This window comes from Streptococcus mitis SK1080, from assembly GCF_000220085.1.
Classification (GTDB): domain Bacteria; phylum Bacillota; class Bacilli; order Lactobacillales; family Streptococcaceae; genus Streptococcus; species Streptococcus mitis_K.
The window spans coordinates 47,730-71,753 of the sequence record NZ_AFQV01000023.1; the positions used below are offsets into that span (position 1 = coordinate 47,730).

Here is a 24,024-nt window from a genome sequence, read left to right on the forward strand (position 1 = left end):
TAATGTCAATTATGAATAACAACCAACGTGCTCTTTGCCAACAACTCTGGGCTAGAAACAAATATCTAGTTTTGAGTCATTCCAGCAATATTTACAATGAGATTCGTCAGTATCTAAAGAATGAAGAGGTGGAGGTGAGTCAGGTTCAGGAGATGATTGACCGTGTCTGTCAGATTCCAGAACACAGGGGTCAGGTTTGCAATGCCTTTCAGCATATTTGGGGCTATTTTAAAAAGAAAGCGACAGATGCCGAGCGCAAGGACTATATGCTCTTGCTGGATCGCTACCGCTTTGGTCAGGCTTCTAAGGAAGACTTGATCACTAAGACTCGAGACTTGCTTGATCGCTATCCAAATACCTATTTGCAACATTCAACGTTACTGAAAGGAGACTCCCATGAGACTTTGGCATGAGGCTTTGATTTCACAGCTTCCTCGTCCTCAACTCTTGGGGCAACATCGAGAGTGTTGTGCCCTGCGTGGCAATGGCTGGGGCAGAAAGCATGCAACGGTGGAGTATGTCTTTACCCACTCGCCTTATCGTCTCTATGCCTATCATGACTTGATCATGGAGGAGATGGCTAACCGTGGCTATAATGTCAGTCAAGAGTGGCTGGACAAGAACTACCGAGGTAAGACCTGTCCTCTCTATGAAGATTTAGCAGAGGAGAAGTTGACTAGTCCTATCTATAGCGAACATGACGACGCCTACTATGAGGAGTGTCTGGCTAATCTCCGAGAGAAGGGAATCAACCTATAGTCTTTTCTAATAACAAGTCATAGTCACTTATAAGAATTACTAATAACGCGTTTGGCCAGTCTAACTGAAATATAGTTAAAAAACAAGCTACACAAAGGATTTGAGGCATTTGTCTCAAGTCTTTTTCTTTTGTCTAAAACAGAGGTATAGTTTCAAACTATATCAAAGCCTAATTTTTTACAATTATACAGATGATTCCTTTTCTGTTAAGATAGTTTCAACAACAAATTTTGGAGGACACATCATGTCAACTACAATCATCGGTTTCCCTCGTTTGGGCGAATTCCGCGAATTAAAATTTACAACTGAAAAATACTTTAGAAAAGAAATCTCAGAAGAAGAACTCTTGGCAGCCGCAAAAGACTTGCGTGCTAAACACTGGAACATTGTCAAAGAAAAAGGCATTACTGAAATTCCATCAAATGACTTTTCTCACTATGACAACTTCCTAGATGCAGCCTTCCTTTTCAACGTGGTACCTGCATCCGTTCAAAACTTGGACTTGTCTGACCTTGAGCGCTACTTCGCTTTGGGTCGTGGTTACCAAGGAGAAAAAGGAGACGTTCGCGCCCTTCCAATGAAGAAATGGTTCAACACCAACTACCACTACATCGTTCCTAAATTTGAAAAAGACACTCAAGTAAAATTGGCTGGTCACAAGATCTTCGATGAGTTCCAAGAAGCAAAAGAACTTGGATTGAACACTCGCCCAGTCCTTGTAGGTCCCTTCACTTTCCTTCAATTGTCAGACTTTGAAGAAGGCGTGAAAGCAGAAGACTTCGTAGACAGCTTAGTGGCTGCTTACCAAGAAGTTTTTGCTAAATTGGCAGAACTTGGTGCGACTCGTATCCAATTGGATGAAGCGGCTCTTGTCAAAGATTTGACAGCTAAAGAAAAAGCTCTCTTCTTGAACCTCTACAACAAACTCTTGGCTGACAAAAAAGGTCTTGAAGTCTTGCTTCAAACTTACTTCGGTGACGTTCGTGACGTCTACGCTGACCTTGTAAACTTGCCAGTAGATGCTATCGGTCTTGACTTCGTTGAAGGTAAGAAAACTCTTGAACTCGTTAAAGGTGGTTTCCCAGCTGATAAGACTCTTTATGCAGGTATTGTCAATGGTAAAAACATCTGGCGTAACAATTACGAAAAGAGTTTGGCTGTTCTTGAACAAATTCCAGCTGAAAACATTGTCTTGACAAGTTCATGCTCACTTCTTCATGTGCCATTTACAACTGCTAATGAAGAATTTGAACCAGCAATCTTGAACCACTTTGCCTTTGCGGTTGAAAAATTAGATGAAATCCGTGACTTGGATGCTATCCGCAATGGTCAAGGTGAAGAAGCACTTGCAGCTAACAAAGAACTCTTTGCGACTGAGCGTGTTGGTGAAAATGCGGAACTTCGTGCGCGTATCGCTGGCTTGACAGACGCAGACTACACTCGTTTGCCAGCATTTGCTGAACGTGAAGCTATCCAAGAAGAAGCTTTCAAACTTCCAGCTCTTCCAACAACAACTATCGGTTCATTCCCTCAAACCAAGGAAGTTCGTGCGAAACGTTTGGCTTACCGTAAAGGTGAGTTGTCTCAAGAAGAGTACGATGCTTTCCTTGCTGAAACGATCGATGAATGGATCAAATGGCAAGAAGATATCGACTTTGATGTCCTTGTTCACGGTGAATTCGAGCGTAATGACATGGTTGAGTACTTCGGTCAAAACTTGTCAGGATACCTCTTCTCTAAAAATGGTTGGGTACAATCATACGGTATGCGTGGGGTGAAACCACCAATCATTTGGGGTGATGTCACTCGTCTTAACCCTATCACTGTTAAATGGTCTAGCTATGCACAAAGCCGTACAAACAAACCTGTTAAAGGTATGTTGACTGGACCTGTTACCATCCTCAACTGGTCATTCCCACGTGAAGACATCTCTATCAAGGATTCTACTCTTCAAATCGCCCTTGCTATCAAGGATGAAGTGCTTGACCTTGAAGCTGCTGGTGTGAAAATCATCCAAATCGACGAGGCTGCTCTTCGTGAGAAATTGCCACTCCGTCGTAGCGACTGGTATGAAGACTACCTTGACTGGGCAATTCCTGCCTTCCGCTTGGTACACTCAACAGTAGCGCCAGATACTCAAATCCACACTCACATGTGTTATTCAGAATTTACAGATATCATCCCAGCTATCGACAACATGGATGCGGACGTTATCTCATTTGAGGCAAGCCGTTCAAATCTTGAAATCTTGGACGAACTCAAAGCGAAAAACTTCCAAACAGAAGTGGGACCTGGGGTTTACGATATCCACTCTCCTCGTGTGCCAAATGAAGGCGAAATTGACAATACAATCGAAGCTATCCTTGCTAAAGTGCCAAGCAAGAAAGTTTGGATCAACCCTGACTGTGGTTTGAAAACACGCGGTATTCCAGAAACAAAAGAAAGCTTGATCCGCCTTGTTGAAGCAGCTAAAGCTGCGCGTGAGAAATTATAAGATAGGATTTCTCAAGAAGCGCTGTTTGGTCAATCTGCCTGTTTCACTCGGATTATAGGAGTCCAGCTAACGAAAAAATCAACTAGAAAAGGATAATGACTATGTCACGCCAAACACCGTCACTCTCATTTGAAGTGTTCCCTCCAAACCCAGCCGTGGGTAATGATAACATTATTTCTGCTCTTCAAGATATGCAGGAGTTGGCTCCCCACTTTATCAGTGTAACTGCCAGCAATAATAAATTTAATATCAAGGAAACGACGGTTCGTTTGGCCGACTTTATCCAAAATGACTTGGCGATTCCGACTATTGCTCACTTGCCAGCCATCTATCTGACCAAGGACAAGGTTGCTGAAACTATTGCAGACTTGGACAAGGTTGGGGTGCAGAAAATCTTGGCTCTTCGTGGGGATATTATTCCAGATGTGGAACCACAAAAGGATTTCCGCTACGCAACTGACTTGATTGAGTTCATCAAGGAGCAAGCTCCTCACTTTGATATTGTTGGTGCTTGTTATCCAGAAGGGCATCCAGATTCACCAAATCAGATTTCAGATATTCAAAATCTTAAGAAGAAAGTGGATGCAGGCTGTTCGAGCCTTGTAACTCAGCTTTTCTTTGACAATGAGCGCTTCTATGATTTCCAAGACAAGTGCATCTTGGCTGGGATTGATGTTCCCATTCATGCAGGGATTATGCCAATTCTGAATCGAAATCAGGCTCTCCGTCTCTTGAAGACTTGTGAGAATATCCATCTTCCACGCAAATTTAAAGCCATCTTAGACAAGTATGAGCATGACCCTGAGTCGCTCAGAGCAGCAGGACTTGCCTATGCAGTGGACCAAATCGTGGACTTGGTAACTCAGGATGTTGCAGGTGTGCATCTCTACACCATGAACAATGCGGATACAGCAAAATACATCCACCAAGCAACACATGCTTTGTTTAATCATCAGTCTCTCGGATAATAAAAAGCAAACCATTCTTCTCAGTGAGGGGAATGGTTCCTTTTTAATGGTAAAGACCGCACTTTTTAAGAAAAATATGATAAAATAGACTCTGTACGTACTTGATACAAAGATGAGGGTATTTAGGTTGTAGAAGTTTGTTTAAAGTTGATTATTTTTTAAACAAAATCTGATAATGTGTGTCTCAAAAAACACGAACGGAGTGAGTATTTAAAAGATATTCACGCTATCGTGGTATCTTAGATGATAACAATATTATTATCTAAGACGGGATTTTTGAGAGTAAAATAGCTCGGGAAACTATTTTAGCCTGAGCATAGAAATGAAAAGGCGAAGTAATTAAAATTTACCATTGAAATTCCATTGGATTTCTAAAATCATCCACTGGATAATTTTATCTCCCGTCCACACTATTTCAGGGAAATATCAAAAAGATACTTAATTGAATTTTGTCCTCATTTCTTAGGAAAAAAGATAAGCTTCCTAGCACTCATCGAGTGCAAAGTCACCTTCCTATTTTTCTACAGAAATGTTCGGCAAGCCGAACCGTCCAAAATATCTTGAGCAATTGAACCCGGCCGAAAAGCTGTGTAAAAAAGATAAACTGTCTTGTCTTCATCGAAGACTTCGTCAGTTTCCTATTTTTACTTTGCTTTTGATGTCCTTGGTATCTTGATCTTTGTAGGCAAGGCGTATAATTTCATCAATCCAAAGGGGATTAAAATGACAAAACAAGTGTTTCAAACGACTTTTGCGGGTCGTGAGTTAATTGTAGAGACTGGTCAGGTTGCTAAGCAAGCCAATGGCTCTGTTGTCGTGCGTTACGGTGAGTCAACTGTCTTGACTGCTGCCGTTATGTCTAAGAAAATGGCAACTGGAGATTTCTTCCCTCTTCAAGTCAACTACGAAGAAAAAATGTATGCAGCTGGGAAGTTTCCTGGTGGCTTTATGAAACGTGAAGGACGTCCTTCAACAGATGCGACCTTGACAGCGCGTTTAATTGACCGTCCAATCCGTCCCATGTTTGCGGAAGGTTTCCGTAATGAAGTGCAAGTGATTAACACCGTGCTTTCTTATGATGAAAATGCTTCTGCACCAATGGCTGCTATGTTTGGTTCATCCTTGGCGCTTTCTATCTCAGATATTCCATTTGACGGACCAATCGCTGGAGTACAAGTGGGCTATGTAGATGGCCAAATCATCATCAACCCTACGCAAGAACAAGCAGAGCAATCTCTCCTTGAATTGACAGTAGCTGGTACCAAGCACGCTATCAACATGGTAGAGTCTGGTGCTAAAGAATTGTCAGAAGAAATCATGTTGGAAGCCCTTCTTAAAGGACACGAAGCAGTTAAAGAATTGATCGCTTTCCAAGAAGAAATCGTTGCAGCAGTCGGTAAAGAAAAAGCAGAGGTGGAATTGCTTCATGTAGATGCTGAATTGCAAGCTGAAATCATCGCAGCCTACAACAGTGATCTCCAAAAAGCGGTTCAAGTAGAAGAAAAATTGGCTCGTGAAGCTGCAACTCAAGCTGTTAAAGACCAAGTAACTGCTGTTTACGAAGAAAAATATGCAGACCACGAAGAATTTGACCGTATTATGCGTGATGTGGCTGAAATCTTGGAACAAATGGAACATGCTGAAGTGCGCCGTTTGATCACAGAAGATAAGGTGCGTCCTGACGGTCGTAAGGTTGATGAAATCCGTCCTTTGGATGCGGTTGTTGACTTCCTTCCTCGTGTGCACGGTTCAGGTCTCTTTACTCGTGGACAAACTCAGGCTCTTTCAGTCTTGACTTTGGCTCCGATGGGTGAAACTCAAATCATTGATGGTTTGGACCCAGAGTACAAGAAACGCTTTATGCACCACTATAACTTCCCACAATACTCTGTAGGGGAAACTGGTCGTTACGGTGCGCCAGGTCGTCGTGAAATTGGTCACGGTGCTCTTGGAGAGCGTGCCCTTGCTCAAGTCTTGCCAAGCTTGGAAGAATTCCCATACGCTATCCGTCTGGTAGCAGAAGTCTTGGAATCAAATGGTTCTTCATCTCAAGCTTCTATCTGTGCGGGAACTCTTGCCCTTATGGCTGGTGGTGTGCCAATCAAGGCACCAGTAGCAGGGATTGCCATGGGTCTCATCTCAGATGGAAATAACTACACAGTATTGACAGATATCCAAGGTTTGGAAGATCATTTTGGCGACATGGACTTCAAGGTTGCGGGTACTCGTGACGGGATTACAGCCCTTCAAATGGATATCAAGATTCAAGGAATCACTGCAGAAATCTTGACAGAGGCTCTTGCTCAAGCCAAGAAAGCACGTTTTGAAATCCTTGATGTGATTGAAGCAACCATTCCAGAAGTTCGTCCAGAATTGGCTCCAACTGCTCCGAAAATTGATACGATCAAGATCGATGTGGACAAGATCAAGATTGTCATCGGTAAGGGTGGAGAAACCATCGACAAGATTATCGCCGAAACAGGCGTTAAGATTGATATCGACGAAGAAGGAAATGTGTCTATCTACTCTAGCGACCAAGATGCTATTAACCGTGCTAAAGAAATTATTGCTGGTTTGGTCCGTGAAGCCAAAGTGGATGAAGTTTACCGTGCTAAAGTCGTTCGTATCGAGAAATTTGGTGCCTTTGTCAACCTCTTTGACAAGACAGATGCCCTTGTTCATATCTCTGAGATGGCTTGGACGCGTACCAATAATGTCGAAGACTTGGTAGCAATCGGGGATGAAGTTGATGTTAAGGTTATCAAGATTGATGAAAAAGGACGTGTGGATGCTTCTATGAAAGCCCTTCTTCCTCGTCCTCCAAAACCTGAACGTGATGAAAAAGGTGAAAAATCAGAGCGTCCTCACCGCCCACGTCATCACAAGGATCACAAACCTAAGAAAGAATTTACAGAAACACCAAAAGATTCAGAATAAGAAAAGGAGAAATGTATGGGATGGTGGCGCGAAACCATTGATATCGTAAAAGAAAATGATCCAGCGGCCCGCACCACTTTGGAGGTTTTGCTGACTTATCCAGGTGTCAAGGCCTTGGCGGCCCACCGTCTCTCGCATTTTCTATGGAAGCATGGCTTCAAACTACTGGCTCGTATGCACAGTCAGTTCTGGCGCTTTTGGACTCAGATTGAGATTCATCCAGGTGCCCAGATTGATTCAGGTGTCTTTATCGACCATGGTTCGGGTCTGGTGATTGGAGAGACGGCTATCGTTGAGACGGGAGTTCTCCTCTATCATGGGGTGACTCTTGGGGGAACAGGGAAAGACTGTGGCAAACGCCATCCGACTGTTCGAAAGGGAGCTCTCATATCAGCCCATGCCCAAGTTATTGGACCGGTGGAAATCGGCGAAAATGCTAAGGTCGGTGCTGCAGCAGTTGTTGTGGCAGATGTTCCTAGTGATGTGACGGTTGTCGGTATTCCTGCTAAGATTGTCCGTGTTCATGGTAAGAAGGATGAGCCGGTCATTCACGAAGTAGAGGAAAAACGAGAGTACTACGTCAATAAACTCGAGCAGGCTAAAGATGCCAGTCACAGATCGTCTGGGTTGTAGAGGATACCTATATGATTCAAGCAAGAAACAAGTTAAGCCAAGAGGAGCTATCTGAGGCGAAAAAACTAATTAACTGTTGCCAAAACTATGACGGTACCTATCGTGATCCCTATCTCTCTAACATGCTTAATTTTGACCCAAACATGCCCGCCTTTTTCCTTTATTATGAAAAAGGCGAACTTGTTGGTTTATTAACTGTCTATGCAGATGACCAAGATGTAGAAGTGACGATACTGGTTCATCCAGGTCATCGCCATCAGGGGATTGCGCGTGCATTGTTTACTAGTTTTGAGAAAGAAACGGCTTCTTTCCCTATTCGTTCAGTTACTTTTCAGACAGAACGTATTTTTCTAGACCGCCATCCTGATTTTGTCAGCAACTGGGGATTGGTCGAGGACGAAGAGACAGAAACCTGGTTAGGTAAGGATAGAAGACCTTATCCGTTAGCAACTGTTTCCAATCTTGAAGTTTTGTTAGCAGATAGTTCGTTTCAGGAGCAAATTAGTCAGTTAAAATTTCAGGCATTTTCAGAGGAACATGAGTCTAGAGAGATTGTGGATAGATATGTCGCTGAAGCTCTGAAGGATCCAGAAAGTCGCTTATATATTTTATTAAAAGACGGTCAGGTTATTGGAACTTGCACGGTAGATTTATCGACTAATACGAATTACTTCTACGGTTTAGCAATATCGGAACCTGAACGTGGAAAAGGGTATGGAAGCTATTTAGCAAAATCCCTTGTCAACCAACTAATTGAGCAAAATGATAAGGAATTTCAGATTGCTGTAGAGGATAGTAATGTAGGTGCCAAGCGCTTGTATGAAAAAATTGGCTTTGTCAAACAGACTCAGGTGGTTTATCTGAATGAGAAAGGAGCAAGGGATTCCGAAGTGTAGAGATATTCGGACTGAAATTTACTTGAACTTTTAGTGATGAAATTAACTGTTCTTGGAATTCAGCTTTCCTGATTATGATTTATGATTAAAATCTATGACACCATGTCTCGTGATTTGCGAGAATTTGTCCCAATCGAGGACGGCAAGGTCAAGATGTATGTTTGTGGGCCAACCGTGTACAACTATATCCACGTGGGGAATGCCCGCTCGACGGTAGCTTTTGATACCATTCGACGTTACTTTGAGTATCGTGGGTACGAAGTTGCCTATATTTCCAATTTTACGGATGTGGATGATAAGATTATCAACCGTGCCAAGGAAGAAGGCATCACTCCTCAGGAGGTTGCGGACAAGTACATAGTTGCCTTTCGTGAGGATGTGACAGCCTTGGGCGTCAAACCTGCGACTCGCCATCCGCGTGTGGTGGAGTTTATGGCTGACATTATCCGCTTTGTGGAAGACTTGATTGAAAAAGGTTTTGCCTATGAGAGCCAAGGGGATGTTTACTTCCGTGTGGAAAAATCCCACAACTATGCTAAATTAGCAAATAAAACCTTGGAAGATTTGGAGCTAGGTGCTTCAGGTCGTACCGATGAAGAAACGGCTCGTAAGGAAAATCCTGTGGACTTTGCCCTCTGGAAAGCTGCCAAGCTAGGCGAGATTTCTTGGGATAGTCCTTGGGGACCTGGTCGTCCAGGCTGGCACATCGAGTGTTCAGTCATGTCAACAGAGATTTTGGGCGATACCATTGATATCCACGGTGGCGGAGCCGACCTAGAGTTTCCTCATCATACCAATGAAATTGCCCAGTCAGAAGCCAAAACAGGTCAGACCTTTGCCAACTACTGGATGCACAATGGCTTTGTCAATATCGATAATGTCAAGATGTCTAAGTCTTTGGGGAACTTTATCACTGTTCATGATGCCCTGAAGACTCTTGATGGTCAAGTGCTTCGTTTCTTCTTTGCGACTCAACATTATCGCAAACCTATCAACTTTACGGAAAAGGCAGTGCGGGATGCAGAGACTAATCTCAAGTATCTAAAGAATACTTATGAGCAACCATTTACTGGAACTGTAGATGCTCAAGAGTTACAAGCCTTTAAAGATAAGTTTGTAGCAGCTATGGATGAGGATTTTAACGCTGCCAACGGTATCACAGTTGTCTTTGAAATGGCCAAATGGATAAACTCTGGTAACTATGATACAAGTGTTAAGCAAGCTCTTGCGGCTATGTTGGAAGTTTTTGGAATTGTCTTTGTCGAGGAGGTTTTGGATGCAGAGATCGAATCCTTGATTCAAAAACGCCAAGAAGCGCGTGCCAATCGTGACTTTGCGACAGCGGACCAGATCCGTGACCAATTGGCTGCTCAAGGGATTAAGCTCCTTGATACCAAGGATGGAGTGAGGTGGACACGTGATTGATGTCAATCTCATTAACGGGATTGCGTTAGCTTTTGAGGGGGACGCGGTGTATTCCATGTATATTCGCCGTCACCTCATTCTTAAAGGCATGACCAAGCCCAATAAACTCCACCAAGAAGCGACCAAGTATGTCTCAGCCAAGGCTCAGGCTCGCCTGATTTCCCTTATGTTGGAGGAGCAAGTCTTGACGGAAAAAGAAGAGGAAATCTACAAACGTGGTCGCAATACCAATAGCCATACCAAGGCCAAAAATGCTGATGTGGTGACTTATCGCATGTCCACAGGTTTTGAAGCAGTCATGGGATATCTCCATATGACTGAAAATCTGGAACGTCTTGAGAGCTTGATTTCGTGGTGCATCCAAAAAGTGGAGGGCTAGGACATGATGGCAAAAGAACTACAAGACTGGTTTCCTGAAGCTCAGATTTCAGACCAACCAGTAGAGAAAGAAGGTTATCTCACGCTCCTTTTAGCTTCTCAGCGGTGGATCTTGCTGGAGGAAGCTGGGCTCAGCGAGCGTGAAAAGCAGTTGGTTGCTCTTTTGACCCAGCAGGAGCAGGCTCGTTCACTCAATCCTTGGTATTCTTATCTGGTTGAGGGAAAGGGACAAGCACCACAAACTTTTAAAAAGATTCAGTTGGTTTATTGTCATCTTTCCTATTTTCAGCAGGAAAATCTAGCTTCTTGGTTAGATATGATGCGGACTCTTTTTCCTAACTGTCAGACGGTGCTTCAGGTCGGAGCTCAGGATTATGTTTTCGTGCTGCAACAAGACAAATACACCTCTGTACGAGCTATTTTAAGTGATACGATTGAAGCAGTTGAGTATGACTTTGGACTGCGTCTCTCTATCATGTTAGGCCAGGTTTGGTCTCAGACAGGCCATCAAGCCCTATCAGACTTGATTAAAGCAGAGCGAGATTTGTTTAAGACTTGGTGGCGTCAGGGTCACCAAGGTGTTCATACTTTTTCTCAGCTCTATCTTTGGAGTATGGGAGAAAGACTCGTGGACTTGAAGGCAATCAAGGAATGCCTGCACCAGATGATTTTGGACCAAGATCAGATTCAGGAAATCATTCTTTCACTTTGGGAAAATAGTGCTGTCCTCACTAAAACGGCCCAGCAACTTTATCTGCACCGCAATTCTCTCCAATACAAGATTGATAAATGGGAAGAATTGACAGGGCTTCAGTTGAAGGAGTTGACCGACCTGACTCTGTGTTATCAATTGATTTTACCAGATATTCTCTAAAGTTTTGTGCAAGTTGCACAGAACTTTTTTGTTTTTTTGGTCACCTTGCCATAGAAATATAAAGCGTTTTCATCTATAATAAAACTATCAAAAGACAAAAGGAGTTCACCTCATGGTAGAATTGAATCTTAAAAACATTTACAAAAAATATCCAAATAGCGAACACTACTCAGTTGAAGACTTCAACTTGGACATCAAAGACAAAGAGTTCATCGTTTTCGTAGGACCTTCAGGATGTGGTAAATCAACTACACTCCGTATGATTGCTGGTCTTGAAGACATCACAGAAGGTACTGCATCTATCGATGGCGTGGTTGTCAACGACGTAGCTCCAAAAGACCGTGACATCGCCATGGTATTCCAAAACTACGCTCTTTACCCACACATGACTGTTTATGATAACATGGCTTTCGGTTTGAAATTGCGTAAATACAGCAAAGAAGACATCGACAAACGTGTGCAAGAAGCAGCTGAAATTCTTGGATTGAAAGAATTTTTGGAACGTAAACCAGCTGACCTTTCAGGTGGTCAACGTCAACGTGTTGCCATGGGTCGTGCGATTGTCCGTGATGCAAAAGTATTCTTGATGGACGAACCTTTGTCAAACTTGGATGCCAAACTTCGTGTATCAATGCGTGCTGAAATCGCGAAAATCCATCGTCGTATCGGAGCTACAACTATCTACGTAACTCACGACCAAACAGAAGCGATGACACTTGCAGACCGTATCGTTATCATGTCAGCAACTAAGAACCCTGCTGGTACAGGTACTATCGGACGTGTAGAACAAATCGGTACTCCTCAAGAAGTTTACAAAAACCCAGTTAACAAATTCGTAGCAGGATTCATCGGAAGCCCAGCTATGAACTTCATCAACGTGAAATTGGTTGGAAGCGAAATTATTTCAGACGGTTTCCGTTTGAAAGTTCCAGAAGGAGCATTGAAAGTTCTTCGTGAAAAAGGCTACGAAGGTAAAGAATTGATCTTCGGTATCCGTCCAGAAGACGTGAATGCAGAACCTGCTTTCCTTGAAACATTCCCAGAATCAGTTGTCAAAGCTACTATCTCTGTATCAGAATTGCTTGGTTCAGAATCTCACCTTTACTGCCAAGTTGGTAAAGACGAATTTGTTGCTAAAGTTGACGCTCGTGACTACTTGCAAACAGGTGCAACAGTTGAACTTGGATTTGACTTGAACAAAGCACACTTCTTCGATGTAGAAACTGAAAAAACAGTCTACTAAGCAAATGAAATATCAAAACACTGCTAGAGAAATCTGGCAGTGTTTTTTGGAGATTGAGTAGAAAAAAACTCTCCATGTACTTGGAGAGCTAATTTATTATTCTGCAGCTTGTTGCCAACGTTTGGCCAGCATATGAGATAGGCTAGAGATTGCTAGGTTAAAGCTGAAGTAGATGAGGGCAATCAGGATATACAGACTGAAGACCTGCTCTGGTTCGAAATAACGGCCCATGAGAATTTGGCTGGCTCCAAAGAGTTCTTGTAGGGCGATAACAGAGTAGAGAAGACTGGTATCCTTAATCACGGTTACAAACTGAGAAATGATGGCTGGCAACATTTTGCGGATGGCTTGTGGAAGAATAATATGGTAGAGGATTTGGGCTGAGGTGAAGCCTTGTGACATTCCTGCTTCGTACTGCCCCTTGTCTACGGCATTGAGACCGCCTCGGATAATCTCAGCTAGGGCTGCTGAGGTAAAGAGAGTAAAGGCAGTGATTCCTGCTGGTGTGGATTTCATTTTGAAAACTAAAAAGATAGTGAAAATCCAGAGGAGGTTGGGAACGTTACGCACAAACTCGATGTAAATGCTGGAGATGATGCGCAAGATAGGATTTTTGCCATTTCTCATGACAGCTAGCACCGTACCGATAAGGGTAGAGAGGACGATGGCAATTAGAGAAATGTAGAGAGTCAAGCCAAATCCTTTAAAGATAAAGACTAGGTTATCTGGGGTCAAAACTTCTAAAATGGATTCCATAGTAACCTCCTAAAGTGAATAGGCTTTTTTGTTTGCTTGCTCCATCTTGCGACCAAACTGGGCAACAGGAAAGCAAAGAGAAAAGTAGAGCAGGGCAGCGCCTAAAAATGCTGGAATGTAATTTCCGTTGAGGGCCGACCAAGACTTGGTCACAAACATCAAGTCTACTCCAGAGATAATGGCGACTGTAGAGGTGTTCTTGATGAGGTTGACGATTTGGTTAGTCAAAGGTGGGAGAATGATACGAAAGGCCTGAGGCAAGATAATCAAGCGCATGGCGCTGATATAGGTAAAACCTTGTGACAAGGCGGCTTCCATCTGACCGCTAGGAATAGACTGAATACCTGAGCGAATAACCTCAGCGATATAGGCGCCGTGATAAAGTCCGACGCAGAGAACAGCTGTCCAATAAATCGGAATCATGATGGTGTGGTCACTGATAAGAGGTAGGCCATAAAAAACGATAACAAACTGCACCAAGAGGGGAGTGTTTTGGTAAAATTCTACAAAGATACGAGCCAAAATTCTCAATATTGGACGCTTGCTGGTTGATATGGCTCCGAAGAAGATGCCTAAAATCATGGCTAGGATAAAGGATCCGATCGCTAGGGCAAGGGTGAAGAGGAAACCATTGAAAAATTGTCCAAAATCCTGAAAATAGGCTGTCCAAGATGATAAATCTGTCATAGGGTGTCCTCCTTAATCTGCGGTATGGCTAGATGGTTTGAGCTTGTAACGGTCATAAAGTTTCTGCAAACTACCATCCTTGCTCCATTTAGTAACCAAGTTATCGAGATAGTCGTTGAGCTCTGTATTTGATTTCTTGGTAACAATACCGTAGTCTGATGGCTTGAAACTATCATCTAGTAGTACTGTGCGTTTACTGATATAGCCAGATAGAATCGAGCGGTCAACGGAAAAGGCATCGATACGATGAGCGTGTAGGGACGTAATCAATTCTGGGTAGGAACCAAGTTCGACGAATTTAAACTTCAAGCCTTTCTTTTTACCCAGTTCAGTAATCAGGCGTTGGGTAATGGAACCTTGGGCAACTCCGATGGTTTTGCCGTTTAGCTCCTCAATCTTTTTGATTTTGGCAGATTTATTGACCAAAAATCCAGAAGCATCTGTGTAGTAAGGGCTGGTAAAGTTGTAGAGTTTTTTGCGTTCGTCTGTGATGGTAAAGGTTGCGATATCCATATCGACCTGTTCATTGTCTAGGAGCGGTCCACGAGTTTGCGCTGTAACAGGTACATAGCGAACCTTGACCTTGAGCTCATCAGCTACCATCTTGGCCAAGTCTGTTTCGATACCAGAATAGGTCCCTGTCTTAGGATCCTTGTAACCAAAATTAGGAACATCTTGTTTGACACCGACAACCAGTTCGCCTCTCTTTTGAATATCTGCGACACTGGTGTCGGCCTGAACTGGTTTTGTAGCAGCAAGACCCAAAAGGCTAATCAATAATGCGGATAAAAAGAATTTCTTTTTCATAGGTGCCTCCTTATTTGACTTTGTCACTTTCGTGGTTGATAATTTTGCTGAGGAATTGTTGGGCACGAGGTTCGCTTGGATTGTCGAAAAAGTCATCAACATCTGTCGTATCCACTAAAACTTCTCCGTCAGCCATAAAGATGATGCGGTCGGCAACTTCACGGGCAAAGCCCATTTCATGGGTAACGACAATCATATTCATACCATCGTGGGCCAATTTTTGCATAACAGCCAGAACATCACCGATAGTTTCAGGGTCAAGAGCGGATGTTGGCTCATCAAAGAGGAGGAGTTCAGGATGCATAGCGAGTCCACGTGCAATGGCAATCCGTTGTTTTTGTCCACCAGATAGCATGGCTGGATAAGAATCTTTCTTGTCCCACATATTTACAAATTCCAGATATTTTTGGGCTGTTTTTTCAGCTTCTTTTTTATCAATTCCTAGAACTTTTATGGGTGCGAGTGTTACGTTTTCTAACACTGTTTTGTGAGGGTAGAGGTTAAAATGCTGGAAAACCATGCCGACTTCCTTGCGAAGAGGAACCAAATCTTTCTGGCTGGCACCAGCAACTTGGTGACCATTTACTAGAAGACTTCCCTTGTCAACAGCCTCCAAACCATTGATGGTGCGGATAAGAGTGGATTTTCCAGAACCAGATGGTCCGAGTAGGACAACGACTTGCCCTTTTTCAAAACGGAGATTGATGTCGCGGAGTGCATGGTAGTCTCCGTAATATTTTTCGACGTGTTCAAATTCTACTAAAGCCATAAGGAATCTCCTTTGTGTTATATTTTATGACATGATTCTACACCAAAAAATTTGTCTTGTCAAATCATATCTGAAAAAATTCACTAAAATTTTATAAAAAAGCAATCTGGATAGAGAAAACGACTAAATCATGTTATAATGAAGCAATAGAATTCTTAGAAAGAGTGGATGTCTTTTTGATAACACCTACTTATGAATGGCAGTTTGCCCCGCAGGTAGAAGATGCGGATTTTACAAAGATAGCCAAGAAGGCTGGACTGGGTCCTGAGGTGGCTCGGCTATTATTTGAAAGAGGGATTCAGGACCAAGAAAGTCTGAAGAAGTTTTTAGAACCTTCCTTGGAGGACTTGCACGACCCTTATCTGCTCCATGATATGGACAAGGCAGTGGAACGGATTCGTCAGGCCATTGAAGAAGGGGAAAATATCCTCATTTATGGAGATTACGATGCGGATGGAATGACTTCGGCTTCTATTGTTAAGGAAAGTTTGGAACAGCTTGGTGCCGAGTGCCGGGTTTATCTGCCTAATCGTTTTACCGACGGTTATGGACCTAATGCCAGTGTTTACAAATATTTTATCGAGCAAGAAGGGATTTCCTTGATTGTGACGGTGGATAATGGGGTTGCTGGTCATGAGGCTATTGAATTGGCCCAGTCGATGGGAGTGGATGTCATTGTGACTGACCACCATTCCATGCCTGAAACCTTACCAGATGCCTATGCTATTGTCCATCCTGAACATCCGGATGCGAACTATCCTTTCAAATATTTGGCTGGTTGTGGAGTTGCTTTCAAGTTGGCTTGTGCACTTTTGGAAGAAGTACAAGTGGAATTGCTTGATTTGGTCGCTATTGGTACCATTGCTGATATGGTTAGTTTGACAGATGAGAACCGTATCTTGGTTCAGTATGGGTTGGAAATGTTGGGACACACTCAGCGTATTGGTCTACAAGAAATGCTAGACATGGCTGGGATTGCTACCAATGAAGTGACAGAAGAAACGGTTGGTTTCCAGATTGCCCCTCGTTTGAATGCCTTGGGGCGTTTGGACGATCCCAATCCTGCCATTGATTTGCTGACTGGATTTGACGATGAGGAAGCGCACGAGATTGCCCTTATGATTCATCAGAAAAACGAAGAGCGCAAGGAAATTGTCCAGTCTATCTATGAAGAAACTAAGACCATGGTGGACCCTGAGAAGAAGGTCCAAGTCTTGGCCAAGGAAGGCTGGAATCCTGGGGTTCTAGGAATCGTAGCTGGTCGTTTGTTGGAAGAGCTAGGGCAGACAGTCATCGTTCTTAATATAGAGGACGGTCGTGCCAAGGGTAGTGCTCGTAGCGTGGAAGCGGTCGATATTTTTGAAGCCCTAGATCCCCATCGCGACCTCTTTATCGCCTTTGGTGGCCATGCTGGTGCGGCTGGCATGACGCTGGAAGTGGAGAAACTTTCAGATTTATCTCAGGTCTTGGAAGATTATGTTCGTGAAAAAGGTGCAGATGCTGCTGGCAAGAACAAGTTAAATCTAGATGAAGAACTGGATTTGGAGGCACTTAGCTTGGAAACGGTCAAAAGTTTTGAACGTTTGGCACCTTTTGGAATGGACAATCAGAAACCTATCTTTTATATCAAGGATTTTCAGGTCGAAAGTGCTCGTACTATGGGAGCAGGAAATGCCCATCTCAAGCTGAAAATTTCCAAGGGTGAGGCGAGTTTTGAAGTGGTAGCCTTTGGCCAAGGCAGGTGGGCAACAGAATTTGCTCAAACCAAGAATCTAGAGCTAGCAGTCAAATTGTCTGTCAATCAATGGAATGGTCAAACTGCCCTGCAGTTGATGATGGTGGATGCGCGTGTGGAGGGTGTTCAACTTTTTAACATCCGTGGGAAGAATGCAGTCTTACCAGAAGGAGTTCCAGTCTTGGATTTTGCTGGAGAACTGCCAGATTTAGCGACTAGTGAAGCTGTTGTCGTAAAAACCATTCCTGAGGATATTACCCTGCTGAAGACCATTTTTCAGGAACAGAATTTCTCTGCTGTCTATTTCAAAAATGATATTGACAAGGCCTACTATCTGACAGGGTATGGGACTAGAGAGCAGTTTGCCAAATTGTACAAGACTATTTACCAGTTCCCAGAGTTTGATATTCGCTATAAACTGAAGGATTTGGCCACTTATCTCAATATCCAACAAATCTTGCTGGTCAAGATGATTCAAGTATTTGAAGAACTAGGCTTTGTGATGATTAAAGATGGCGTTATGACAGTTAATAAGGAAGCGCCAAAGCGGGAGATCGGAGAAAGTCGGATTTACCAAAATCTCAAACAAACCGTTAAAGACCAAGAAATGATGGCGCTGGGTACGGTGCAAGAAATTTATGACTTTTTAATGGAAAAAGAGTAGATGATAGGAAAGAGTTGGGCAACCAGCTCTTTTTTGAAAACAAATCTTCATTTTGAAAATCATCAAAAAAATGGTATAATGGTAGGAAAAGATTCGGCTAAAAGTAATAGTGCTTTTAGAATAAGAGGGTAAGTAACCCTATAATCAAGATAAACTAAGCTTTCGGAGGAAAAATGAGTAATATCAGTTTAACAACACTTGGTGGTGTACGTGAAAACGGGAAAAATATGTATATCGCTGAAATCGATGGATCTATTTTCGTTTTGGACGCAGGTCTAAAATACCCTGAAAATGAACAACTAGGGGTGGACGTCGTTATTCCCAATATGGACTACCTTTTTGAAAATAGCGATCGTATCGCTGGGGTCTTCTTGACCCACGGCCATGCGGATGCCATTGGTGCTCTGCCTTATCTCTTGGCTGAAGCCAAGGTACCTGTATTTGGGTCTGAGTTGACCATTGAGTTGGCAAAACTCTTTGTCAAAGGAAATGATACGGTTAAGAAATTTAATGATTTCCATGTCATTGATGAGGATACGGAGATAGATTTTGGAGGGACTGTGGTGTCCTTCTTCCGTACGACCCACTCTATCCCAGAAAGTCTGGGTGTTGTCTTGAAGACAGCTGAAGGTAGTATCGTTTATACAGGTGACTTCAAATTTGACCAGACGGCTAGTGAATCTTATGCGACAGACTTCGCTCGTTTGGCAGAAATCGGTCGTGATGGAGTTCTGGCTCTTCTTAGTGATTCAGCCAATGCAGATAGTAATATCCAAGTGGCTAGCGAAAGTGAAGTTGGGGACGAGATCACTCAAACCATTTCGGACTGGGATGGTCGTATCATTGTTGCAGCAGTAGCCAGCAACCTCTCTCGTATCCAGCAGGTATTTGATGCTGCGGATGCAACAGGCCGTCGTGTGGTCTTGACAGGATTTGATATTGAAAATATCGTCCGCACTGCTATTCGCCTCAAGAAATTGTCTCTAGCTAATGAGAGTCTTTTGATTAAGCCAAAAGATATGTCTCGTTTTGAAGACCAGGAGTTGATTATCCTTGAGACAGGTCGTATGGGTGAGCCTATCAACGGTCTTCGCAAGATGTCGATTGGTCGCCACCGTTATGTGGAAATCAAGGACGGTGATTTGGTCTATATCGTAACCACTCCGTCTATCGCCAAAGAAGCGGTTATGGCGCGTGTGGAAAACATGATTTACCAAGCTGGCGGGGTTGTCAAATTGATTACCCAAAGCTTGCGTGTGTCAGGACATGGGAATGCGCGTGATTTGCAGTTGATGATTAATCTCTTGCAACCTAAGTATCTCTTCCCAATTCAAGGGGAATACCGTGAGTTGGATGCCCATGCTAAGGCTGCTATGGCGGTCGGGATGCTGCCAGAACGCATTTTCATTCCTAAAAAGGGAACCAGCATGGCTTATGAGAATGGAGACTTTGTCCCAGCTGGAGCAGTTTCGGCAGGGGATGTCTTGATTGACGGGAATGCCATCGGTGATGTTGGAAATGTAGTTCTTCGTGACCGTAAGGTCTTGTCAGAGGACGGTATTTTCATCGTAGCAATTACCGTTAACCGTCGTGAGAAGAAAATTGTGGCCAAGGCTCGTGTTCATACGCGCGGATTTGTTTATCTCAAGAAGAGTCGCGATATTCTCCGTGAAAGTTCAGAATTGATTAACCAGACGGTAGAAGACTATCTTCAAGGAGATGACTTTGACTGGGCAGATCTTAAAGGGAAGGTTCGTGATAATCTGACCAAGTACCTCTTTGACCAAACCAAGCGTCGTCCAGCCATTCTACCAGTGGTCATGGAAGCAAAATAATCGTTGAAATAAACAGAGAGAAAGTCGAGTTTCGGCTTTTTCTTATAGAAAAATAGAGGAAAAATTATGGCAGTAATGAAAATCGAGTATTACTCACAAGTTTTGGATATGGAGTGGGGGGTGAATGTCCTCTACCCTGATGCCAATCGAGTGGAAAATCCAGATTGTAAAGATATTCCCGTCTTGTACCTCTTGCACGGGATGTCTGGCAATCATAATAGTTGGCTCAAGCGGACCAATGTAGAACGCTTGCTTCGGGGGACTAATCTCATCGTTGTTATGCCCAATACCAGCAACGGTTGGTATACCGATACCCAATATGGTTTTGACTACTACACGTCTCTAGCAGAGGAATTGCCAGAGGTTTTGAAACGCTTCTTCCCTAATATGACTAGCAAGCGTGAAAAGACCTTTATCGCTGGCCTCTCTATGGGAGGCTACGGCTGCTTTAAACTGGCTCTTGTTACAAATCGTTTCTCTCATGCGGCTAGCTTTTCGGGTGCCCTTAGCTTTGAAGATTTTTCGCCTGAAACTCAAGATTTGGGGACGCCGGCTTATTGGAGAGGTGTGTTTGGGGAGATTAAAGACTGGACAGCTAGTCCTTATTCTCTAGAAAGTCTGGCTAAAAAATCGGACAAAAAGACCAAGCTGTGGGCTTGGTGTGGCGAGCAGGATTTCTTGTATGAAGCCAATAATCTAGCGGTGAAAAATCTCAAAAAATTAGGTTTTGATGTGACCTATAGCCATAGCGCTGGAACTCACGAGTGGTATTATTGGGAAAAACAATTGGAAGTTTTTTTAACAACCCTACCAATTGATTTCAAATTAGAAGAGAGATTGACTTAGTTTGAACTTCAGCATAGGGGGAGTAGAACTAAAATAAAATATGTTTTCACTAGACTTTTCAAACGAAAGTAGTAGAATAGTAATAAAATACTGGAGGAAAGAGAGTAGGAAATGTACCGTTATCAAATTGGCATTCCCACATTAGAATATGATCAGTTTGTCAAAGACCATGAATTAGCCAATGTATTACAAAGTAGTGCTTGGGAAGAAGTGAAGTCTGACTGGGAACATGAGAAGTTTGGTGTCTACAGGGAAGAAAAATTACTGGCGACAGCTAGTATTTTGATAAGAACTCTTCCGCTAGGCTATAAAATGTTTTACATCCCAAGAGGGCCTATATTGGATTATGGGGATACGGAACTCTTGAGTTTTGTCATTCAGTCTATTAAGTCCTATGCTCGCAGTAAGAGAGCGGTTTTTGTGACTTTTGACCCAAGTATTTGCCTATCTCAAAGTTTAATCAATCAGGAAAAAACAGAATTTCCTGAAAATCTGGCTATTATTGACAGTTTGCAACAAATGGGAGTAAGGTGGTCAGGAAAAACAGAGGAAATGGGAGACACCATTCAACCTCGTATTCAGGCGAAAATATACAAGGAAAATTTTGAAGAAGATAAACTTTCCAAGTCAACAAAACAGGCTATTCGAACAGCACGGAATAAGGGGGTAGAGATTCAATTTGGTGGAACTGAATTATTGGAGTCTTTTTCCTTTTTGATGAAAAAAACCGAGAAGCGGAAAGAGATTCATTTGAGGAATGAAGCCTATTATAAAAAGTTATTAGATAATTTTAAGGACAAGGCCTATATCACCTTGGCAACCTTGGATGTTTCTAAACGTTCGCAAGAATTAGAAGAACAGTTAGCGAAAAACAGAGCCTTGGAAGAGACCTTTACTGAGTCGACTCGAACATCAAAAGTAGAAGCGCAGAAGAAGGAAAAAGAACGTTTGTTAGAGGAATTGACTTTCCTGCAGGAATATATGGATGCAGGTCAAGCAAGAGTTCCCTTAGCGGCTACCTTGACTTTAGAATTCGGACAAACTTCTGTCAATCTATACGCAGGAATGGATGAAGATTTTAAACGATATAAAGCCCCTATTTTGACTTGGTATGAGACAGCTCAATATTCCTTTGAACGTGGCATTTTATGGCAAAATTTAGGAGGCGTCGAGAATGCTTTAGATGGTGGACTCTATCGTTTTAAAGCTAATTTTAATCCAACGATTGAAGAATACTTGGGTGAATTTACAATACCCACTCATCCTCTCTATCCTCTGTTAAGACTTGCTCTTGATTTCCGTAAAACATTAAGAAAAAAACATAGAAAGTAAGTATATGGCACTAATTACACTCACGAAAGAAGAGTTTCAGGCTTATTCTGATCAGGTTTCTTCTCGTTCCTTTATGCAATCGGTCCAGATGGGGGACTTGTTAGAAAAAAGAGGGGCTCGAATTGTTTATCTTGCTTTGAAACAAGAAGGAGAGATTCAAGTTGTAGCTCTGGTTTATAGCTTGCCCATGCTGGGTGGTCTGCATATGGAGCTCAATTCGGGGCCGATTTATACCCAACAAGATGCTCTTCCAGTTTTTTATGCGGAGTTAAAAGAATATGCCAAGCAAAATGGTGTATTAGAGTTGCTTGTAAAACCTTATGAAACTTATCAAACTTTTGATAGTGAAGGTAATCCAATAGATGCTGAGAAAAAAAGTATCATTCAAGGTTTAACTGATTTAGGTTATCAATTTGATGGATTGACGACAGGGTATCCTAATGGAGAAGTCAGCTGGCATTACATCAAAGATTTGCAAGATTATGATGCTGCTTCCTTATTGAAATCCTTTAATAAAAATAGTATTCGCAACATTCAGTCGGCCTTTGATTTTAATATTCTTATTCGCAATGCAGAACGGGAAGAAATTCCAACGTTCAAAAAAATTATTGAAGAAACAGGTAAGAGACAAGGTTTTGAGGATAAGAATTTAGATTATTACTTTAAATTGTATGATATGTTTGGAGATAAGGCGGATTTTCTAATTGCTGAAGTCAATCCGCAACAGTCTATAGATGCTTTAAATGTGAAGATGGCTAGTCTTGACAAGGAGTCGAAACAATTTAACCAGCAATACCAAGCCTTGCAAAAGAAAAAAGATTTTCTAACTAGCTTGGATAGTGAGTCTGACAATGTTGCTCTAGCTTGTGCTTTAATAATCTACACAAATACAGAAGCGACATACTTGTTTGGGGGGTCGTACGCAGAGTACCAGAAGTTCTCAGCTCCATTTTTACTTCAATACCATGCGATGAAGCAGACAATGCAACGAAACATCCATCAATACAATTTCCTAGGTATTCAAGGGATTTTTGATGGTAGTGATGGTGTTTTGCGTTTCAAACAGAATTTTAATGGCTATATTGTACGCAAAGCAGGTACTTTCCGTTACCATCCATCGTCTTTAAAATACAAAGCTATTCAATTACTCAAAAAAATATTAGGACGTTAAGATGAAAAGGCCAGTATTTAGCTTTCTTTCAGCTTGTTTTAGTAAAATAGACTTTATTTGCTAGAAAGGTGGAGAGATATGCGCTGGATTTTTCGTTTGATAGGGGCTTTCTTTTCTTTTGTGTGGCGTTTGTTTTGGCGCCTGGTTTGGATAGTTGTGCTCTTATGTGCGCTTGCTTTCGGACTTCTCTGGTATCTGAACGGGGATTTTCAAGGAGCGCTGAAGCAAGTAGAGCGGTCAGTAAAAATTGGTCAACAAAGTATAAACCAATGGGAAAAAACAGGGCAACTGCCTAAGTTAAGCCAGACAGATAGCCACCAGTATTCTGAAGGAAGGTGGCCGCAGGCCTCTGCTCGTATTTACTTAGATCCCCAGATGGATTCACGCTTTCAAGAGGCTTATGTAGAAGCAATCCAGAGCTGGAATCAAACTGGTGCTTTTAACTTTGAAATTGTGACTGAGTCCAGCAAGGCGGATATCTTGGCTACGGAGATGAACGATGGAAGCACTCCTGTGGCAGGAGAGGCAGAAAGTCAGACCAATCTCTTGACGGGGCAATTCTTGTCTGTCACGGTGCGGTTGAATCATTATTATCTGTCCAATCCAAACTATGGCTATTCCTATGAGCGCATTGTCCATACAGCAGAACATGAGTTGGGTCATGCGATTGGCTTGGACCATACAGATGAAAAGTCTGTCATGCAACCTGCGGGTTCCTTTTATGGTATCCAGGAAGTGGATGTTGCAAACCTTCGAAAAATATATGAGACTAGTGAGTAGGGAACAATCTTTCCCTACTTTTTTGCTATAATGGA

At 42.6% G+C, this 24,024-nt stretch carries 21 protein-coding genes; 17 read left to right on the plus strand and 4 right to left on the minus strand.

Annotation, left to right across the window (positions count from 1 at the left end; all coding sequences use genetic code 11):
• The first annotated feature begins 2 nt into the window (after positions 1-2).
• The 11 genes from HMPREF9957_RS09535 (at position 3) to HMPREF9957_RS09585 (ending at position 12,607) form a co-directional block, all read left to right on the plus strand.
• Positions 3-413 carry a YbgA family protein gene (locus HMPREF9957_RS09535; RefSeq protein ID WP_000026182.1) on the plus strand — a complete coding sequence of 137 codons (411 nt, stop codon included), beginning with the start codon at positions 3-5 and terminating at the stop codon, positions 411-413.
• On the plus strand, positions 397-759 hold the full coding sequence (locus HMPREF9957_RS09540) for a TIGR02328 family protein (RefSeq protein ID WP_001241804.1): 363 nt from the start codon (positions 397-399) through the stop codon (positions 757-759). The genes HMPREF9957_RS09535 and HMPREF9957_RS09540 overlap by 17 nt, the downstream gene beginning before the upstream one ends.
• Positions 760-1,003: 244 nt before the next feature.
• Positions 1,004-3,253: a 5-methyltetrahydropteroyltriglutamate--homocysteine S-methyltransferase gene (metE, locus tag HMPREF9957_RS09545; protein ID WP_000108232.1), complete on the plus strand. Its 2,250-nt coding sequence runs from the start codon at positions 1,004-1,006 to the stop codon at positions 3,251-3,253.
• Between the two features lie 101 nt (positions 3,254-3,354).
• A complete protein-coding gene (metF, locus tag HMPREF9957_RS09550; protein WP_000089966.1) occupies positions 3,355-4,221 on the plus strand; it encodes a methylenetetrahydrofolate reductase [NAD(P)H] in 867 nt (288 codons plus the stop codon).
• 723 nt (positions 4,222-4,944) lie between these two features.
• Positions 4,945-7,158 (plus strand): polyribonucleotide nucleotidyltransferase, encoded by a 2,214-nt coding sequence (gene pnp / locus HMPREF9957_RS09555; protein WP_004242619.1) that lies wholly within the window; start codon positions 4,945-4,947, stop codon positions 7,156-7,158.
• Positions 7,159-7,173: 15 nt separating this feature from the next.
• Positions 7,174-7,791, plus strand: a complete 618-nt coding sequence (cysE, locus tag HMPREF9957_RS09560) for a serine O-acetyltransferase (protein WP_000539985.1) — start codon at positions 7,174-7,176, stop codon at positions 7,789-7,791.
• Positions 7,792-7,802: 11 nt separating this feature from the next.
• Entirely contained in the window at positions 7,803-8,687 is an 885-nt protein-coding gene (locus HMPREF9957_RS09565) for a GNAT family N-acetyltransferase (RefSeq protein WP_000613649.1), read from the plus strand.
• Positions 8,688-8,768: 81 nt separating this feature from the next.
• Positions 8,769-10,112, plus strand: coding sequence for a cysteine--tRNA ligase (cysS, locus tag HMPREF9957_RS09570; RefSeq protein WP_000591111.1), 1,344 nt, complete (start codon positions 8,769-8,771; stop codon positions 10,110-10,112).
• Complete coding sequence (locus HMPREF9957_RS09575) at positions 10,105-10,491, plus strand: Mini-ribonuclease 3 (RefSeq protein ID WP_000567927.1); 387 nt, start codon at positions 10,105-10,107, stop codon at positions 10,489-10,491. Before cysS ends, HMPREF9957_RS09575 begins: the two co-directional genes overlap by 8 nt.
• Before the next feature lie 3 nt (positions 10,492-10,494).
• Positions 10,495-11,364 carry a helix-turn-helix domain-containing protein gene (locus HMPREF9957_RS09580; protein ID WP_000968022.1) on the plus strand — a complete coding sequence of 290 codons (870 nt, stop codon included), beginning with the start codon at positions 10,495-10,497 and terminating at the stop codon, positions 11,362-11,364.
• Positions 11,365-11,476: 112 nt separating this feature from the next.
• Positions 11,477-12,607: an ABC transporter ATP-binding protein gene (locus tag HMPREF9957_RS09585; protein ID WP_000229949.1), complete on the plus strand. Its 1,131-nt coding sequence runs from the start codon at positions 11,477-11,479 to the stop codon at positions 12,605-12,607.
• 96 nt (positions 12,608-12,703) lie between these two features.
• Here the strand turns inward: HMPREF9957_RS09585 and HMPREF9957_RS09590 are convergent, their stop codons facing one another.
• The 4 genes from HMPREF9957_RS09590 to HMPREF9957_RS09605 are packed head-to-tail and all read right to left on the minus strand — an operon-like array spanning position 12,704 to position 15,626.
• On the minus strand, positions 12,704-13,363 hold the full coding sequence (locus tag HMPREF9957_RS09590) for an amino acid ABC transporter permease (RefSeq protein ID WP_000443883.1): 660 nt from the start codon (positions 13,361-13,363) through the stop codon (positions 12,704-12,706).
• A gap of 9 nt (positions 13,364-13,372) precedes the next feature.
• Positions 13,373-14,050 (minus strand): amino acid ABC transporter permease, encoded by a 678-nt coding sequence (locus tag HMPREF9957_RS09595; protein ID WP_000131121.1) that lies wholly within the window; start codon positions 14,048-14,050, stop codon positions 13,373-13,375.
• A 12-nt stretch (positions 14,051-14,062) separates the two neighbouring features.
• Positions 14,063-14,857 carry a transporter substrate-binding domain-containing protein gene (locus tag HMPREF9957_RS09600; RefSeq protein WP_000726198.1) on the minus strand — a complete coding sequence of 265 codons (795 nt, stop codon included), beginning with the start codon at positions 14,855-14,857 and terminating at the stop codon, positions 14,063-14,065.
• A 10-nt stretch (positions 14,858-14,867) separates the two neighbouring features.
• Positions 14,868-15,626, minus strand: a complete 759-nt coding sequence (locus tag HMPREF9957_RS09605; RefSeq protein ID WP_001229569.1) for an amino acid ABC transporter ATP-binding protein — start codon at positions 15,624-15,626, stop codon at positions 14,868-14,870.
• 176 nt (positions 15,627-15,802) lie between these two features.
• Here HMPREF9957_RS09605 and recJ point away from each other — a divergent pair, with 176 nt between their 5' ends.
• The 6 genes from recJ (at position 15,803) to HMPREF9957_RS09635 (ending at position 23,989) form a co-directional block, all read left to right on the plus strand.
• Positions 15,803-18,025 (plus strand): single-stranded-DNA-specific exonuclease RecJ, encoded by a 2,223-nt coding sequence (gene recJ / locus HMPREF9957_RS09610; RefSeq protein ID WP_025170718.1) that lies wholly within the window; start codon positions 15,803-15,805, stop codon positions 18,023-18,025.
• Positions 18,026-18,198: 173 nt separating this feature from the next.
• A complete protein-coding gene (locus HMPREF9957_RS09615; RefSeq protein ID WP_000065615.1) occupies positions 18,199-19,860 on the plus strand; it encodes a ribonuclease J in 1,662 nt (553 codons plus the stop codon).
• A 66-nt stretch (positions 19,861-19,926) separates the two neighbouring features.
• The gene (locus HMPREF9957_RS09620; protein ID WP_000290039.1) at positions 19,927-20,706 is read left to right on the plus strand and encodes an alpha/beta hydrolase; all 780 of its coding nucleotides are present in this window, start codon (positions 19,927-19,929) and stop codon (positions 20,704-20,706) included.
• Positions 20,707-20,817: 111 nt separating this feature from the next.
• On the plus strand, positions 20,818-22,038 hold the full coding sequence (locus tag HMPREF9957_RS09625; protein ID WP_000286551.1) for a peptidoglycan bridge formation alanyltransferase MurM: 1,221 nt from the start codon (positions 20,818-20,820) through the stop codon (positions 22,036-22,038).
• A gap of 4 nt (positions 22,039-22,042) precedes the next feature.
• A complete protein-coding gene (locus HMPREF9957_RS09630; RefSeq protein ID WP_001174049.1) occupies positions 22,043-23,209 on the plus strand; it encodes an aminoacyltransferase in 1,167 nt (388 codons plus the stop codon).
• Positions 23,210-23,287: 78 nt separating this feature from the next.
• The gene (locus HMPREF9957_RS09635; RefSeq protein ID WP_001267193.1) at positions 23,288-23,989 is read left to right on the plus strand and encodes a M57 family metalloprotease; all 702 of its coding nucleotides are present in this window, start codon (positions 23,288-23,290) and stop codon (positions 23,987-23,989) included.
• The last annotated feature ends 35 nt before the right edge of the window (positions 23,990-24,024 follow it).